The sequence below is a fragment of the Actinotalea sp. JY-7876 genome, assembly GCF_014042015.1.
GTDB lineage: Bacteria > Actinomycetota > Actinomycetes > Actinomycetales > Cellulomonadaceae > Actinotalea.
In genome coordinates, this window is sequence record NZ_CP059493.1 from 2,619,308 (window position 1) to 2,633,882 (window position 14,575).

A 14,575-nucleotide genomic window follows, 5' to 3' on the forward strand; every position below is an offset into this window, starting at 1 on the left:
CGACCACCCCGGTCCGGAGCCCACCGTCCACCGCCCGGTTCGGGTGGGTACGGTGAGGTGATGACGACCCCGAGCACGGCGACGGCGCCGCCCGGGCGCGCCGCCGTCGCGACGGCCGCCGTCGTCGTCGCGTCCGACCGCTGCGCGCGCGGCGAGGCGAGCGACCGCTCCGGCCCGCTCGCGAGCGAGCTCCTGGGCGCGGCCGGGTTCGACGTCGCGCCGGTCCTCGTGGTGCCCGACGGCGAGCAGTCCGTCGCGGACGCCCTGCGCGGCGCGCTCGCGCGCGGCGCGCGCGTGGTCGTGACCAGCGGCGGGACGGGTGTCGGCCCGCGCGACCGCACCCCGGAGGCGACGCGCGCCGTCGTCGACCGTGAGCTGCCCGGGGTGGCCGAGGCGCTGCGGCGCGCGGGGGCGACGCACCTGCCGTCCGCGGTGCTCTCCCGCGGGATCGCCGGGGTGACCGACGCCGGCGCCGTCGTCGTGAACCTCCCCGGGTCCCCGAACGGCGTGCGCGAGGGGCTCGAGGTGCTCGCGCCGCTGCTCCCCCACCTGCTGGACCAGCTCGACGGGGGTGGCCACGGATGAGCGCCGTCGGCACGGCGCGCCTCGCCGTCCTCACCGCCGCGCCGCTCGACCTCGCGGCGCACGTCGCCGCGGTGGCGGACCCGCGCGCGGGTGCCATCGCGACCTTCCTCGGGCAGGTCCGTGACCACGACCCGTCCGTGGCGGGCGAGGTCGTGGCGCTCGACTACTCGGCCCACCCCGACGCGGCGGCGGTGCTCGCGCGCCTCGCCGACACCGCGGCGCGCACCGACGGGGTGATCGGCGTCGCCGTCTCCCACCGTGTCGGGCTCCTCGGGGTGGGCGAGGCCGCCGTCGTGGCGGCCGTCGCCAGCGCGCACCGCGACCTCGCGTTCACCGCGTGCCGCGAGCTGGTCGAGCGCGTGAAGGCCGAGCTGCCGGTGTGGAAGCGCGAGGTCCTGCGGGACGGGTCGCACGTCTGGGTGGGCTCGGCATGACCGGGCCGCGGCCGGGCCCTGCGCCGGACGCTCCGTCCGGCGACGCGGGCCCGGGCGCCGTCGCGCCGCTCGTCGACCGGTTCGGGCGCGTGCACCGGGACCTGCGGATCTCGCTCACCGACCGGTGCTCGCTGCGCTGCACCTACTGCATGCCGGCCGAGGGCGTCCCGTGGCTCCAGGGCTCGACCATGCTCGGCACCGACGAGCTCGTCCGCATCGCGCGCGTCGCCGTCGAGCAGGGGATCAGCGAGATCCGCCTCACGGGTGGGGAGCCGCTGCTGCGGCCGGACGTGGTCGACGTCGTGCGCCGGATGGCCGCGCTCGAGGGTCCGGCCGGGCGCCCCGAGGTCTCCCTGACCACCAACGCGCTGCGCCTGCCCGCGCTCGCCGCGCCCCTGCGCGACGCCGGGCTGGCGCGGGTCAACATCAGCATCGACACCCTCGACCGCGAGCGCTTCAAGGCCCTGACGCGGCGCGACCGCCTCCACGACACGCTCGCGGGCATCGCGGCGGCCGACTCGGTGGGCTTCTCGCCGATCAAGCTCAACGCCGTCGCCATGCGCGGCGTCAACGACGGCGAGGTGGTCGACCTGGTCCGGTACGCCGTCGACCGCGGCTACCAGATGCGCTTCATCGAGCAGATGCCGCTCGACGCCGGCCACACGTGGGACCGCACGGCGATGGTCACCCAGGCCGAGGTCCTCGCGTCGCTGCGGGCGGCGTTCACGCTCACCGAGGTGCCCGGGCGCGGGTCGGCCCCCGCCGAGACCTGGTACGTCGACGGCGGCCCCGCGACGGTGGGCGTCATCGCGTCGGTGACCGCCCCGTTCTGCGGCACCTGCGACCGCGTGCGGCTCACGGCCGACGGGCAGCTGCGCTCGTGCCTCTTCTCGCGCACCGAGACCGACCTGCGCACCCTGCTGCGCGAGGGCGCCGACGACGCCGCGCTCGCCGCCGCGATCCGCCGCTGCCTCGCGGGCAAGAAGCCGGGCCACGACATCGACGACCCGACGTTCCTGCAGCCGGACCGCCCCATGAGCGCCATCGGCGGCTGACCGCCTCGGCGCCGGCCCGGCGCGTGGGTCAGCCGCCCGCGAAGGGTGGCAGGACGTCGAGCGTGGCGCCGGCGGGGACCTCGTCTTCGCCCTCGACGCGGGTGCCGTCGGCGAGCAGCGCGCAGCGGGTGAGCACCCGTGCGAGGTCGGCGCCGTGGGCGGCCACCATCGCGGCGCGGAGCTCGTCGGCGGTCCCGGCGGCCAGCGCCTCCGTCGCGACACCGGCGGCCTCGGCCGCCGCGGCGAAGTAGCGCACGGTCACGGCCGAGGACGACGTCGGCGCGGTACCCGGCCCGGGTGCCGGCGTGGCACCCGGCTCCGGAGCCGGCGCGGTGGCGGGGGTCACGGCGCGGGCGGGACGGCGCCCGCTGGTCCCGGGCCGCCCTGCCGTTCGCGGGCCTGCGCCGCCTCCACCGCGGCGGCCCACTCGGCCGCGAGCGCGCCCACGTGGTCCACCACGCGGTCGAACGCCTCGCGCCCGCCGCCGCCCGTGGCCACGGCGTAGCCGGCGAGGAAGGCGGTCAGCGGCACGGCGGGCCGGGCCACGCTGTGCGCGACGTCGCGCGTCACGTCCAGCAGCGCGTCGACGTCGAGGGAGCCGGGGTCGACGCCGAGCGCGTCGCCGACGACCACGACCCAGCGGTGCAGGTCGCTGCCGCGCAGCACGGGGCCGGCGGACGGCGCGTCGGGCGCGGCGTCGGCGCGCGGCGTCAGGACGGCGTCCGCGGTCGGCGTCGGCTCGAGCGGGGCGTCGTCGAGCGGGGCGTCGTCGGGCGGGGTGGCGTCGGGCGGGGTGGCGGCCATGCTGTCCCTCCGGTCGAGCGGGCGGGCGGGGGTGGGCGGCGGCCCGACCGGCGGACCGGCGGACCGCGCCGTGAGCAGAGCGTCCAGGCGTGCCACATCGTCCCACGTGTCCGCGTCGTCGCCACGGCCGTGCGGGTCGGGGACGGACGCCATCACGAGGTGGGCGTGGAGCCCGCGGACCGGCCCGCCGTGCACGCCACCCTGCGCGGCGAGGGCGGCCAGCGCCCGGCGCAGCGCGGTGCGCCGGTACGCCGCGACGAGCTGCGCGCGGCCCTCGGCGTCGACCAGGTGGGCGCCGTCGACGTCGGCGGTGAGCGCGGCGAGCACGTCCGGCACGACGGCGGCCGCCTGCGGCACGTCGCACGCGAGCACGAGCACCGGCGCGTCGGCGGCGGCGGACTCGTCGGTGCCCGGCGGAACGGCAGCCGCGGACCCGCCAACACCCGGCACCTCGTCGCCGGCGAGCGCGTCCAGCGCCGCGAGGCCCGCGTCGATGCCCGCGACCGGCCCGCCCGACGGCGGGTCCTCGCGGACCACCGTCACGCCCGGCCGGGCGAGCTCGGGCGGCCCCACCACGACGACGCGCCGCGCGCCGGCCGTCGCGGCGAGCGCGTGGTCGAGCAGCGTCCGTCCGGCGACGACGACGTCGGGCTTGCTCACGCGACCGAGCCGGCGCCCCTGCCCACCGGCCAGCACGATCGCGTCGAAGGTCACTCCCGGCGCCAGTCCCCCGAGCGCCCGCCGGACTTCGCGACGAGCCGCACGTCGGTGATCGACGTGCCCTTGTCCATGCCCTTGACCATGTCGACGACGGCGAGCGCGGCGACGCTCACGGCGGTCAGCGCCTCCATCTCCACGCCGGTGCGGTCCGCCGTGCGGACGGTCGCGGTGACGTCCACGCCGCCGTCGACCACCTCGAGGTCCACCACGACGCCGTGCACGCCGATGACGTGGGCCAGCGGCAGCAGCTCGGCGGTGCGCTTGGCGGCGCTGATGCCGGCGATGCGCGCGACGGCGAGCACGTCGCCCTTGGGCACGTCGCCCGAGCGCAGCGCGGCGACCACGTGCGGCGCGCACAGGACGTGACCGGCCGCCGTGGCCTGCCGGACGGTCGGCTGCTTGTGGGTGACGTCCACCATGCGCGCGTGGCCGGCGTCGTCCAGGTGCGTGAAGCTCATCGCTCGGCTCGCATGAGCCGCACCCTATCCCCGGGCTCGACGCGCTCGACGTCGGCCGCGACCACCGCGAGCGCCTCCGCGCGGGCGAGCCCGGCGACGAGGTGGGAGCCCGAGCCGCCGCGCACGGCCGGGCGCACCGCGGGCAGCGACGCCCCGCCGTCGCCCGGCGCGGCGGTGCCCACGTACGTCACCGGCATGTACTGCTCGCGGCCCGCCGGGCTGGTCCACCCCTCGAGCGCGACGGCCTCCTCCTCGACGACGTCGGCGGCCAGCCCGCGCAGCCGGCGCACGGCGGGCCGGACGAAGACCTCGAAGGAGACCGACGCGCTCACCGGGTTTCCGGGCAGCGCCACGATCGGGGTGCCGCCCCGCAGCCGGCCGTAGCCCTGGGGCTTGCCCGGCTGCATCGCGACCCTGACGAACGCCATGCCGGCGTCGGCGGCGAGCACCTCCTTCACGACGTCGTACGCGCCCATGCTGACGCCGCCCGAGGTGATGACGAGGTCGACGGCGCCGTCCTGCGCGTCGAGCGCCGCGCGCAGCGCGTCCGCCTCGTCGGGCACCGCGCCGACGCGCACGACGTCGCAGCCCGCGGCCCGCGCGGCCGCGGCGAGCAGGAACGAGTTGGAGTCCGGGATCTGGCCGCGGGCCAGGCGCGCGCCCGGGGCGACGAGCTCGCTCCCGGTGGACAGGACCGCCACGACCGGCCGCCGGTGGACGGCGACCTCGCCGCAGCCCACCGACGCGGCCGCCGCGACCTGCCGCGGGCCCAGGAGCGTCCCCGCCGCGAGCACGAGCTCACCGGCGGCGACGTCCTCGCCCGCCCGTCGCACGTGCGCTCCGGGGGCCGCCGGCGCGTGGACGGCGACGACGTCGGTCGCTCCGTCCGTCTGCTCGACCGGGACGACCGCGTCCGCGCCGGGCGGGAGCGGCGCGCCGGTCATGATCCGCGCCGCCGTCCCGGGTGTCACGACGGGCTCGGCGGCGCTGCCGGCCGGCAGGTCCGCGAGGACGGTGAGGCGCACCGGTTCCGCGAGGGTCGCGGCGGCGACGTCGTGCGCCTGCACGGCGTAGCCGTCCATCGCGGAGTTGTTCCAGCGGGGCAGGGCCTCGGGCGCGCGGACGTCCTGCGCGAGCACGAGTCCTGCGGCGTCGGCGATCGGGACGCGGACGACGGGCAGCGGCTCGACGAGGCCGAGCACGGCGGCGCGGTGCTCGGTGACGGTTCGCATGCGCGCCAGTATGACCGTGCGTCAGGCCGTGAGGTCCTCCCAGACGAAGGGCGTCGTCGTGCCGGTCTCCCAGTCGCGCCGCAGGATGGCGTAGGCGACCGAGGCCACCGGCTGCCCGCCCGCCACCGGCCACCCCTCGCGGTAGTGCGCCTCCTTGAGCCAGCCGCACCGCAGGAAGGTGCGGCGCATGGCGACGTTGTCCTCGCGCGTCTGGCCCTCGAAGCGGTGGACGTCGGGCATGGTCCCGAACACCAGGTCCGTCGCCGCGCGCACCGCCTCGGCACCCAGGCCCCGGCCGCGGGCGGGCGGGTCCAGCCGGAGGTCGAACAGCGGTGCGTCGTCGCTGAGGTCCTCCAGCCGCAGGAAGCCGATCCGCCCGAGGACGTCGTGCTCGAGCCAGAAGGAGTCGTGGTCCTCGTCCCGGTAGGCGCCGTCGGCGATCGCGCGCTCGACGTCCTCGGCGGTGAGCCGCGGCCGGACGTGGAACGGGAAGACGTTGCGTGTCATGAACTCGACGAGGTCGGCGCGGTCGACACCCGTGGGATCGAGGCGGTGGAGGGAGACGGTCATGGGGGTCGACCGTAGCGCCGCGGTCCGGGCCGCCGCCGCGCCGGCCGCGCGGCCGGGACGCCCCGCGGGCGGTCGGGCGTCAGTAGGACGGCAGGGACGGGTCGACGTCGCGGACCCACGCGAGCACGCCGCCGTCGAGGTGCGCGACGTCGCGGCCCGCGGCCCGGACCGCGCGCGCGGCCTGCGCCGAGCGGACGCCGCTGCGGCAGTGCAGCACCACGGGACGGTCGCCCGGGACGCGCGGCAGTCCGGTGCCGTCGAGCAGGTCGGCGAGCGGGATCGCGAGCGCGCCGGGGATCGCGACGATGGCGCGCTCCCCCGGCTCGCGCACGTCGACCAGCGTGAAGTCGTCCTCGCCGCGCTCGCGGGCCCTGAGCCGTTCGGCGAGGGCGAGCGCAGTGATCGTCGGGACGTCGTCGGGCGTGACGGCGGGCACGTCGTCGGGGACGTCGTCGGGGACGTCGTCGGTGAGGGCTGCACCGTCTGTCGGGGCTGCACCGTCGGTCGCGGCCGGCGCGTGGGCGAGCAGCGGCACCTCCGACCAGCGCGCGGCGAGGCCGTCGAGCACCAGCACACGCCCCAGCAGCGGGCCGCCCGTGCCGGTGATCAGCTTCACGGCCTCGGTCGCCATGATCGAACCGACCTGCCCGACCAGGGCGCCCAGGACGCCGCCCTCGGCGCACGAGGGGACGCTGCCCGGGGGCGGCGGGGCCGGGAAGAGGTCGCGGAGCTGCACGGCGGGCACGCCGCTGCCCTGCGGCGGGCGCCCCCAGAACACCGACACCTGAGCGTCGAAGCGGTAGACGGACCCCCAGACCTCGGGAAGTCCGAGACGTACGCACGCGTCGTTGACCAGGTAGCGGGTCGGGAAGTTGTCGGTCCCGTCGAGCACGAGGTCGTAGCCGCCCAGCACCTCGTCGACGGTGGCGGCGTCCAGCCGCACGTGGTGCAGCACGACGTCGACGTCGTCGTCGATCCTGTGGACCGCGTCGCGGGCGCTCTCGGTCTTGGCCCGGCCGACGTCGGCACGGCCGTGGACCACCTGCCGCTGGAGGTTGCTGAGCTCGACGTCGTCGTGGTCGACGATGCCCAGTCGCCCGACGCCCGCCGCCGCGAGGTAGAGCAGCGCGGGCGCGCCGAGGCCACCCGCGCCGACGACGCACACGCGCGCGGCGCGCAGCCGGCGTTGCCCGAGCTCCCCGAGCGCCGGCAGCAGCAGGTGGCGCGACCACCGCTCGACCTGCGCGGCCGTGAGCGGCGGACCCGGCTCCACGAGCGGCGGCACCCCCATGCGCGCCACGCTACCCACCCCCGCGCGGCGCCGTGCCACGGGCCCCGACACCCACCGTGGAGCGATGTGCATGGGCCCCGACACCATCCACCGTGAGTGCCGCACACGGGTCCCGATACCCACCGTGGAGCGTTGTGCCGAGACACACCGGCGTGTCGGAGCACGACACTCCACATCCCGCGCACGACGCTCCGCTCAGCCGCACGACGCTCCGCACAGACGGCTCGCCGCGTCCGGCTACCACCGTGGCCGGACAGCTGACGCCTCCGCCGCAACGGGCCCGACGCCGACCGTGGAGCGTTGTGCCGAGACACACCGGCGTGTCCGAGCACGACGCTCCACGCACCGCGCACGACGCTCCGCTCGGCCGCACAACGCTCCACGCACGGCACGCGGCGCCACGCTCGGACGCACGACGCTCCGCGCACAGGGCACGACGCTCCGCGCACACGGGTGGTGGTGGGCGCGGGCGCCTGTCCGGACGCCTCCGCCCGCGGACCCGGCCGTTGGCTCCTTCGGGCGCGGGTGCGGCCGTTCTGGCCCAACATGAACGCACGTGAGTACGGTGGGCCGGTGTCGACCTACCGCATCCGCGACGCTGCGACCTTGCTGGGCGTGAGCACGGACACCGTGCGCCGGTGGGTGGACGCCGGGCGGCTGACGGCGCGGCTCGACGACACCGGACGTCGCGTGGTCGACGGCGCCGAGCTTGCGGCGTTCGCCCAGGAGCTGGCCTCGACCCCCGGCCCGGAGGGCTCGTCCGGGCACTCGGTGCGCAACCGGTTCACGGGCCTGGTCACCCGCGTGGTGCGCGACACGGTCATGGCCCAGGTCGAGATCCAGGCGGGCCCCTTCCGGGTGGTCTCCCTCATCAGCCGGGAGGCGGCCGACGAGCTCGGCCTCGAGCCGGGCGTCCTCGCGACGGCGACCGCCAAGGCCACGACGGTCGCGATCGAGCGCCCGAGCACGCACGACGTCGGCCCCGGCGCCAGGCGCCCGTCGCCGTGAGGGGCGCCGCATGAGCAGGCGTCCCCCGGCGCGGCGTCCGTCCGCCGTCGTGAGTGGTGCCGCGTGAGCACGCGTCGCGCGGCGTGGCGCCCGATCGCGTGGGCGGCGACGACGGTCCTGCTCGTCGGCGGCGGGGTCTGGCTCGCGGAGGGCGGGACCGCGTCCGCAGGGACGGACGCGGCGGACGCGGCTCCCCGCGCGACACCCGGCGGCGCGGACGACGACGCCGCGGGCGAGGTCGTCGTCCTCGCCGCAGCGTCGCTCGCCGAGCCCTACGAGACGCTCGCCGCCGAGCTCGAGCGGCGCCACCCCGGGCTGACCGTGACGATCTCGACCGGACCGAGCACCGCCCTCGCCGCGCAGGTCGCGGCGGGTGCGCCCGCCGACGTCCTGGCCACGGCCAGCGTGGAGACGATGGCGGCCGCGACCGGCGCGCTCGACGAGGCCGGGACCGGGACGCCCGAGCCCGTCGTGGTCGCGACGAACACCATGGCCCTCGCCGTCCCGGGGCCGTCCGCGCCCGGCAACGGCGACGCGCCAGACGACGACGACGCCGTGCGGTCCCTCGCCGACCTCGCCCACGCCCGGTACGCGGTGTGCCGCCCCGAGGTCCCGTGCGGTGAGGGCGCCGACGCCGTGCTGGCCGCCGCCGGCGTCGCACGCGCGCCGGTGACGTACGAGAACGACGTGGGCGGGGTCCTCACCAAGGTGGCGATGGGCGAGGTGGACGCGGGACTGGTCTACGCGTCCGACGTGCACCCGTCGGCGCCCCTCGTGCGGGCGGGACGGGTCGTCGGCGTCCCGCTCGACGGCGCCACGGGCGATCGGGGGGCCGCGGGCGAGCCCGGCACCGCACTCACCGGCGACGGCGCCGCGCCGTGGACGACGTCGTACCCGGTCCTCGTCCTGCCCGACGCGCCCCATCCCGCCGGCGCGCGCGCGTTCGTCGACCTCCTGACGTCCGACGTCGGCCGCGCCGTCCTGCGCGACGCCGGGTTCGGACCGCCCCCGTGAACCGCGCGACCTCCCCGATGGTGCCCGCGCCCGGCGCCGGCCCGACCGACGAGCCGGGCCGCCCCGTCCCGCCTCGCACGCCGCCGGGACGCGCCCTGCCGCCGGCCGCGGTGGTCCCCGCCGCGCTCGGAATCGGCTTCCTCGCCCTTCCCCTCGTCGGCCTCGCCGCGCGCGCGCCGTGGGACGACCTCGGACGCGTGCTCGGCGAGCCCGCCGTCCGGCAGGCGCTCGGCCTGTCGCTGTGGACGGCGACGGTCTCGACGCTCGTCTGCGTGCTCTTCGGGGTGCCGCTCGCGTGGTTGCTCGCGCGCGGCCGGCTGCCCGCGCGCCGCCTGGTGCGGGCGGTCGTGACCCTGCCCCTGGTCCTCCCGCCCGTGGTCGGGGGCGTCGCCCTGCTGACGGTGCTCGGGCGACGAGGCCTGGTGGGCGGGTGGCTCGACGCCGTCGGGATCACGCTGCCGTTCACGCCCGCCGCCGTCGTGGTCGCGCAGACGTTCGTCGCCATGCCGTTCCTCGTCGTGACCGTGGAGGGTGCCCTCCGGGCCTCCGACCGCCGGTTCGAGGAGGCCGCAGCCTCGCTCGGGGCGTCCCGGCTGACCGTGCTGCGCCGCGTGACGCTGCCCCTCGTCGCACCCTCGGTCGCCGCGGGTGCGGTGCTGACCTGGGCGCGGGCCCTCGGGGAGTTCGGCGCCACGGTGACCTTCGCCGGCAGCTTCCCGGGGCGCACCCAGACGCTCCCCCTCACGGTCTACGCGGCGCTCGACCGCGACCCGGACGCCGCCGTCGCGCTCAGCCTCCTGCTGCTCGCGGTCTGCGTCGCGGTCCTCGTCGGCCTGCGCGGCCGCTGGGTCGGGGAGGCCGGGCCGGAGCGCCCGACGCCCCGGGCCGGGATCGCGTCGGGCGCGGACGGATCCGCATGAGCCCGGCCAGAGGCGGGCGGCAGCCGGGCGACGCCGCCGCCGGGCTCCGTCTCGCGGGCAGCGTCCGCCGCGGTGCCTTCGTGCTCGACGTCGACCTCGCCGTGGGCCCAGGCGAGGTCGTCGCGCTCGTCGGGCCGAACGGCGCGGGCAAGTCCACCCTCGCGCGCGCGGTCGCCGGCCTCGAGGCCCTGCAGACCGGTCGGGTCGAGCTGGCCGGGCGGGCGCTGGACGACGCCGCCGCCGGCACCTTCGTCCCGCCCGCGCGCCGCGCCGTCGGCACGGTCTTCCAGGACCACCGCCTCTTCCCGCACCTCACGGCGCTCGACAACGTCGCGTTCGGGCCGCGCGCCGCGGGTGCCGACCGTGGCAGGGCGGCCGACGCCGCGCGCGGCTGGCTCGAGCGGCTGGGCGTGGCGGAGCTGGCCGAGCGCCGGCCCGCGGAGCTCTCGGGTGGCCAGGCCCAGCGCGTCGCCCTGGCCCGGACGCTCGCCGCGGCGCCGCGCGCGCTCGTGCTCGACGAGCCGCTCGCGGCGCTGGACCCGCGCACGCGGGCCGACGTGCAGCGCGCGCTCGCCGAGCACCTCGCGAGCTTCGCCGGGCCATGCGTGCTGGTGACGCACGACGTCGTGGACGCGCTGGTCCTCGCTGACCGCCTCGTCGTGCTCGAGGCGGGTCGGGTCGTGCAGGACGCGACCCCGGGCGACGTCGTGCGGCGGCCCGCGACGCCGTACGCGGCGCACCTGCTCGGGCTCAACCTGTTCGAGGCACCGGTCCCGTTCCCGACCGCCGGCGGGCCGCCCGCCGCGGGTGCGCGCGTCGCCGTGCGGCCGTCAGCCATCGCGCTGGGGCCGGCCGGAGCGGCGGACCAGCCCTGGAGCGGCACCGTGGCGGCCGTGTCGGCCCGCGGGGAGCACGTGCGCGTGGAGGTCGATGCCGTGCCGCCAGCCGTCGTCGAGACCACGGCCGCCGACCTGCCGCCCTACGTGCGCCCGGGCGAGCGCGTCACCCTGACGGTCAGCCCCGCGCCGACGCCGTACTGACCGGCCACCCAGGTCAGAGCAGGGCCGGGGTGTCCGCGTGCGTCCACGGGGCCGCCCCTCTTTACTGATCACATGGACCGACGACGCCTGCGACCCGTGCTCGCCGCTGCCCTCCTGCCCGCCCTCGCCCTGCCCCTCGCGGCATGCAGCCCCGACAACGACGTCAACTCGCTCTCCAGCGGGTTCGACCTCGCGCACGACGACCCGATGGGCTTCGTGGCATGCCGCGACCTGTGGGCCGCCGAGAGGCTCGACGGCGACGAGCGCGACGAGCTCATGGACGCGGTCGCCGCGTCGGCCGCGAGCGCGGAGTCCCGCCCCATCCGCGACACCGTCGACCCGCCCGTGACGAACGCCAGCTCCGAGCGCATCGGCTCCGACCAGCGCGGCGAGTTCACCGTCGACGAGGACGCCCTGCGCGAGGGCTGCATCGAGGCGGGCTTCAACCCCGAGGACGTCACCGACAACGACGACGAGGGCGTCGAGGGCGACTCCACCTCCTCCTGACCCCGCCACCACGCTCCTCCTGACCCCGCCGCGCGTCGAGTGTGCGGAGCGTGTGACCGGTGTGGCTGGTGGTGCTGGAGGGATTCCCTCCAGCACCACCAGCCCCATCAGCACCACGCTCCGCACGTTTCGCGCGGGTGGGCCGCACCGCCCGCCTCCGACCCCAGAGACGACCCCAGAGACGGCGAAGGGCCCGAGCCGCGAGGCTCGGGCCCTTCGCCGTTCGACGGCCGCGTCTCGCTCGGCGGCGCTCGCTCGACGGCGCGCTACGACGTCACTCGGACGTCGGCGGCTCGTCCTTGCCGGCCTCCTCGAGCGCGTCCGCCTCCTCCTTGGTGGCGTGGACGGCGCCGTCGGCGTGCTCCGGCGGACCGTAGACCGTGTAGAGGATCAGCGGGTTCTCGCCGGTGTTGACGAAGTTGTGCTTCCTGCCCGCCGGGACGACGACGAGGTCGCCCTGGCTGACCTTGCGCTTCTGCCCCGAGACGGTCGCCTCACCGATGCCGCTGACGAACGTCAGGATCTGGTCGGTGTCCTCGTGGACCTCCTCGCCGATCTCGCCGCCCGGCGGGATCGTCATGATGACCAGCTGGGTGTGCTCGCCGGTCCAGAGCACCCGTCGGAAGTCGGGGCTCTGCTGGGCGACGGTCGCGATCGTGAAGTGCTCCATGCGGGGGCGCTCCTCTGCTCGGGTCGGTTGGGGACCCCACTGTCCTACCGCGCCCGCCCGCTCGCCGCGCGGCGAGCGGGCGCGGCCGGCACGGCGTCAGCGGCGCGAGCGCCGGGTGGCGGTGTCCGCGTCGGCCTGGGAGTCCGGGTCCGCGTCGGAGCCCCGCGACTCGCGCAGCGCCCGTCCGGCCGCGACGTCCTTGGCGTGCTGCTGCTGCTTCTTCTCACTGGCCTTGGTGTCGCGCGGCGGCAGCTGGATGGTCTCCTCGGCCTCGATGCCTGCCTGCAGCTCACGTCCGCGCTCGAGCTCGGCGTCGAGCTCCGCGCCGAACAGCAGCGCGTTGTTGGTGAGCCAGACCCACAGCAGGAAGATGATGACGCCGGCGAGCGCACCGTAGGTCGCGCTGTAGCTGCTGAAGTTCGCCACGTAGAAGCCGAAGGCAGCGGTCGCGATCGCCCACACGAGGATGAACACGAACGACCCGACGCTCAGCCACCGGAACTTGGGCTGGCGCACGTTCGGGGTCCCCCAGTAGAGGATCGCGACCGCGAGCGCGACGAGCAGCACGATGACCGGCCACTTGGCGATGTTCCACACGGTGACGGCCTGTGCACCCAGGCCGACGGCGCCCCCGATCGCCTCGGCGACGGGACCGGACAGGACGAGCGCGACGCAGATGACGGCCACCAGCACGAGGGTGATCAGCGTGATGAGGAGCATCCACGGCCGCAGCTTCCAGATCGGCCGGCCCTCGTCGATCTCGTACATCCGGTTCATCGCGCGGCTGAAGGCGTTCACGTACCCCGACGCCGACCACAGGGCGACGAGCAGACCGGTGATGAGGGCCAGACCCGCACCCTCCTGGCTGGCGAGGTTCTTGACGATGTCCTCGACGAACTTGAGGTCCAGCCCGGGCGCCATGTCTTTCGCGAGGTCCATCACGCGGTCGACGATCTCCTGACCGTTGCCGAAGACTCCGAGCAGCGACACGAGCGCCAGCGCGGCCGGCGCCACGGCGAGCACCGCGTAGTAGGTCAGCGCGGCGGCCATGTCGGTGCACTGGTCGCGCAGGAACTCCCGGAACGTCTTCTTCAGGACGTAGAACCACGACGGCTTCGTCAGGTCGGTCGGTGAGTCGGGCTTGCCGGGGTGGTCGGGGTGCGGCGCGTCCGTCTTCTCGGTCGCGTGCTCGTCCGTGCGGTGGTGGGCCATCGTCGTCTCCTCGTCCAGCGTGATCAGGCGGCGTCAGGTCGTGGGTGCGGCGGGTCGTCGGCTCCGGGCGGGGCCCCGGGCGGGAAGCCGCGCCGCGCCGCGCGGTAGGACGGCTCGCGCAGCCGCGCGAGCCACGGGTAGACCCCCAGGCCCGCCGGCGGGGCGAGGGGCTCGAAGCGCACGGGCGGGTCCAGCTCGGGGCCTGCCCGACCGGCGACGACGAGCGAGCCGAACGCGCGCCACGCGCCGCCGAACGGCGCCCAGACGAGCGTCAGCCGCCACGGGTCGAGATCGAGGGCCTCCGCGAGCGCCGCCGGCTGCGTCGGCAGCTCGCGCGGCGGGTCCGCGAGCGCCGCGACCATGACGGGCCCGCGCGCGGTGCGGAACGGCATCACGGAGCTGTACGTCCCGCGCCCGACGGCGCGCTGCGCCGCCAGCACGTGCCGCAGCCCGACGGGTCGGCCCGTGGTCGACAGCAGCAGGTCCTCCCCCGCGGGGGTGCGCAGCGCGAGGCCGTGCACATCCGGCCAGCCGTCCGGCAGGCCCGCGCCGCGCGAGAGGCGCACGACGACGTCGTCGGTCCCCGCGCCGTCGAACCACGCCACCCCCGTCGAGCCGCCGGTGCGCTCCAGCCGCCCGCGCAGCACGGCGCCGCGCGGGTGCATGGGCTTGGCGCGTCGCGCCCGGGCCGCCCGCTCGACCACTGCCGCCAGGCCGGACCCGAGGCCGTCGAGGAGGCGCACGGCCGACGCTCCCGCGCCGTGCGCGGCCGGTTCGTCGGCGACGTGCCGGCCCCGGGGCGCGGGCGCGGACCCGGCGTCGTGCGCGGACCGCGGTTCCCGCGGCTCCGGCGGCGCGGTCGGCGCTGCTGTCGAGGGCGTGTCCACTCACCGAGCATCGCGTGGGACCCGCGCCCTGTCGCGCCGAGCGGCGCCCGGCCCCGGCGGGAGCGACGCCGAGCCCCGGCGAGAGCCGCCCTCGGTCACGATCGGGTCACGACCGTTGACACCGGTCGACGCACGGGCGCACGGTGTGCGCAATCGATGAGACCGGTC

Annotated in this window: 17 protein-coding genes; 8 read left to right on the plus strand and 9 right to left on the minus strand. The window is 77.0% G+C overall.

From position 1 onward, the window contains the following. Window positions 1–60 precede the first annotated feature (60 nt). Genes H2O74_RS12070 through moaA form a run of 3 tightly spaced genes read left to right on the plus strand, consistent with a single transcriptional unit; the run spans window position 61 to window position 2,074 of the window. Window positions 61–585, plus strand: coding sequence for a molybdenum cofactor biosynthesis protein B (locus H2O74_RS12070; RefSeq protein WP_182111806.1), 525 nt, complete (start codon window positions 61–63; stop codon window positions 583–585). Beyond that, complete coding sequence (locus H2O74_RS12075) at window positions 582–1,019, plus strand: molybdenum cofactor biosynthesis protein MoaE (RefSeq protein WP_182111807.1); 438 nt, start codon at window positions 582–584, stop codon at window positions 1,017–1,019. Before H2O74_RS12070 ends, H2O74_RS12075 begins: the two co-directional genes overlap by 4 nt. Continuing rightward, a complete protein-coding gene (moaA, locus tag H2O74_RS12080; protein ID WP_182111808.1) occupies window positions 1,016–2,074 on the plus strand; it encodes a GTP 3',8-cyclase MoaA in 1,059 nt (352 codons plus the stop codon). Before H2O74_RS12075 ends, moaA begins: the two co-directional genes overlap by 4 nt. Before the next feature lie 28 nt (window positions 2,075–2,102). Here the strand turns inward: moaA and H2O74_RS12085 are convergent, their stop codons facing one another. The 6 genes from H2O74_RS12085 to H2O74_RS12110 all read right to left on the minus strand — a co-directional run bounded on the left by H2O74_RS12085 (window position 2,103) and on the right by H2O74_RS12110 (window position 7,149). After that, window positions 2,103–2,420 carry a MoaD/ThiS family protein gene (locus H2O74_RS12085; protein WP_370525744.1) on the minus strand — a complete coding sequence of 106 codons (318 nt, stop codon included), beginning with the start codon at window positions 2,418–2,420 and terminating at the stop codon, window positions 2,103–2,105. Next, window positions 2,417–3,592, minus strand: a complete 1,176-nt coding sequence (locus H2O74_RS16710) for an NTP transferase domain-containing protein (RefSeq protein ID WP_255491599.1) — start codon at window positions 3,590–3,592, stop codon at window positions 2,417–2,419. The genes H2O74_RS12085 and H2O74_RS16710 overlap by 4 nt, the downstream gene beginning before the upstream one ends. After that, the gene (gene moaC / locus H2O74_RS12095; protein ID WP_182111809.1) at window positions 3,589–4,056 is read right to left on the minus strand and encodes a cyclic pyranopterin monophosphate synthase MoaC; all 468 of its coding nucleotides are present in this window, start codon (window positions 4,054–4,056) and stop codon (window positions 3,589–3,591) included. Before moaC ends, H2O74_RS16710 begins: the two co-directional genes overlap by 4 nt. Further along, window positions 4,053–5,288 (minus strand): gephyrin-like molybdotransferase Glp, encoded by a 1,236-nt coding sequence (gene glp, locus H2O74_RS12100; protein WP_182111810.1) that lies wholly within the window; start codon window positions 5,286–5,288, stop codon window positions 4,053–4,055. Before glp ends, moaC begins: the two co-directional genes overlap by 4 nt. A gap of 21 nt (window positions 5,289–5,309) precedes the next feature. Next, complete coding sequence (locus H2O74_RS12105; RefSeq protein WP_182111811.1) at window positions 5,310–5,858, minus strand: GNAT family N-acetyltransferase; 549 nt, start codon at window positions 5,856–5,858, stop codon at window positions 5,310–5,312. Between the two features lie 79 nt (window positions 5,859–5,937). Continuing rightward, window positions 5,938–7,149, minus strand: a complete 1,212-nt coding sequence (locus H2O74_RS12110; RefSeq protein WP_182111812.1) for a ThiF family adenylyltransferase — start codon at window positions 7,147–7,149, stop codon at window positions 5,938–5,940. A gap of 546 nt (window positions 7,150–7,695) precedes the next feature. Between H2O74_RS12110 and H2O74_RS12115 the strand changes: the two genes are divergently transcribed. The 5 genes from H2O74_RS12115 (at window position 7,696) to H2O74_RS12135 (ending at window position 11,638) form a co-directional block, all read left to right on the plus strand. Next, on the plus strand, window positions 7,696–8,157 hold the full coding sequence (locus tag H2O74_RS12115) for a molybdopterin-binding protein (RefSeq protein WP_370525745.1): 462 nt from the start codon (window positions 7,696–7,698) through the stop codon (window positions 8,155–8,157). Between the two features lie 63 nt (window positions 8,158–8,220). Then, the gene (gene modA, locus H2O74_RS12120; protein WP_255491600.1) at window positions 8,221–9,171 is read left to right on the plus strand and encodes a molybdate ABC transporter substrate-binding protein; all 951 of its coding nucleotides are present in this window, start codon (window positions 8,221–8,223) and stop codon (window positions 9,169–9,171) included. Further along, window positions 9,168–10,091 (plus strand): ABC transporter permease, encoded by a 924-nt coding sequence (locus H2O74_RS12125; protein WP_255491602.1) that lies wholly within the window; start codon window positions 9,168–9,170, stop codon window positions 10,089–10,091. Before modA ends, H2O74_RS12125 begins: the two co-directional genes overlap by 4 nt. Further along, window positions 10,088–11,131 (plus strand): ABC transporter ATP-binding protein, encoded by a 1,044-nt coding sequence (locus H2O74_RS12130; RefSeq protein WP_182111814.1) that lies wholly within the window; start codon window positions 10,088–10,090, stop codon window positions 11,129–11,131. The genes H2O74_RS12125 and H2O74_RS12130 overlap by 4 nt, the downstream gene beginning before the upstream one ends. A 72-nt stretch (window positions 11,132–11,203) precedes the next feature. Continuing rightward, window positions 11,204–11,638, plus strand: a complete 435-nt coding sequence (locus H2O74_RS12135) for a hypothetical protein (protein ID WP_182111815.1) — start codon at window positions 11,204–11,206, stop codon at window positions 11,636–11,638. A gap of 274 nt (window positions 11,639–11,912) precedes the next feature. Here H2O74_RS12135 and H2O74_RS12140 read toward each other — a convergent pair whose 3' ends face one another. The 3 genes from H2O74_RS12140 to H2O74_RS12150 form a co-directional block, all read right to left on the minus strand. Then, on the minus strand, window positions 11,913–12,308 hold the full coding sequence (locus H2O74_RS12140; protein WP_182111816.1) for a cupin domain-containing protein: 396 nt from the start codon (window positions 12,306–12,308) through the stop codon (window positions 11,913–11,915). A gap of 96 nt (window positions 12,309–12,404) precedes the next feature. Next, a complete protein-coding gene (locus H2O74_RS12145; RefSeq protein ID WP_182111817.1) occupies window positions 12,405–13,520 on the minus strand; it encodes a YihY/virulence factor BrkB family protein in 1,116 nt (371 codons plus the stop codon). Between the two features lie 23 nt (window positions 13,521–13,543). Next, the gene (locus tag H2O74_RS12150; RefSeq protein ID WP_182111818.1) at window positions 13,544–14,263 is read right to left on the minus strand and encodes a phosphodiesterase; all 720 of its coding nucleotides are present in this window, start codon (window positions 14,261–14,263) and stop codon (window positions 13,544–13,546) included. Window positions 14,264–14,575 lie beyond the last annotated feature (312 nt).

Excerpts from the sequence above, each read along its gene's own strand:
- H2O74_RS12070 (WP_182111806.1), top strand. The coding sequence starts at position 61 with ATGACGACCCCGAGCACGGCGACGGCGCCGCCCGGGCGCGCCGCCGTC.
- H2O74_RS12075 (WP_182111807.1), top strand. The coding sequence starts at position 582 with ATGAGCGCCGTCGGCACGGCGCGCCTCGCCGTCCTCACCGCCGCGCCG.
- moaA (WP_182111808.1), top strand. The coding sequence starts at position 1,016 with ATGACCGGGCCGCGGCCGGGCCCTGCGCCGGACGCTCCGTCCGGCGAC.
- moaC (WP_182111809.1), bottom strand. The coding sequence starts at position 4,056 with ATGAGCTTCACGCACCTGGACGACGCCGGCCACGCGCGCATGGTGGAC.
- glp (WP_182111810.1), bottom strand. The coding sequence starts at position 5,288 with ATGCGAACCGTCACCGAGCACCGCGCCGCCGTGCTCGGCCTCGTCGAG.
- H2O74_RS12105 (WP_182111811.1), bottom strand. The coding sequence starts at position 5,858 with ATGACCGTCTCCCTCCACCGCCTCGATCCCACGGGTGTCGACCGCGCC.
- H2O74_RS12110 (WP_182111812.1), bottom strand. The coding sequence starts at position 7,149 with ATGGGGGTGCCGCCGCTCGTGGAGCCGGGTCCGCCGCTCACGGCCGCG.
- H2O74_RS12115 (WP_370525745.1), top strand. The coding sequence starts at position 7,696 with ATGAACGCACGTGAGTACGGTGGGCCGGTGTCGACCTACCGCATCCGC.
- H2O74_RS12130 (WP_182111814.1), top strand. The coding sequence starts at position 10,088 with ATGAGCCCGGCCAGAGGCGGGCGGCAGCCGGGCGACGCCGCCGCCGGG.
- H2O74_RS12135 (WP_182111815.1), top strand. The coding sequence starts at position 11,204 with ATGGACCGACGACGCCTGCGACCCGTGCTCGCCGCTGCCCTCCTGCCC.
- H2O74_RS12140 (WP_182111816.1), bottom strand. The coding sequence starts at position 12,308 with ATGGAGCACTTCACGATCGCGACCGTCGCCCAGCAGAGCCCCGACTTC.
- H2O74_RS12145 (WP_182111817.1), bottom strand. The coding sequence starts at position 13,520 with ATGGCCCACCACCGCACGGACGAGCACGCGACCGAGAAGACGGACGCG.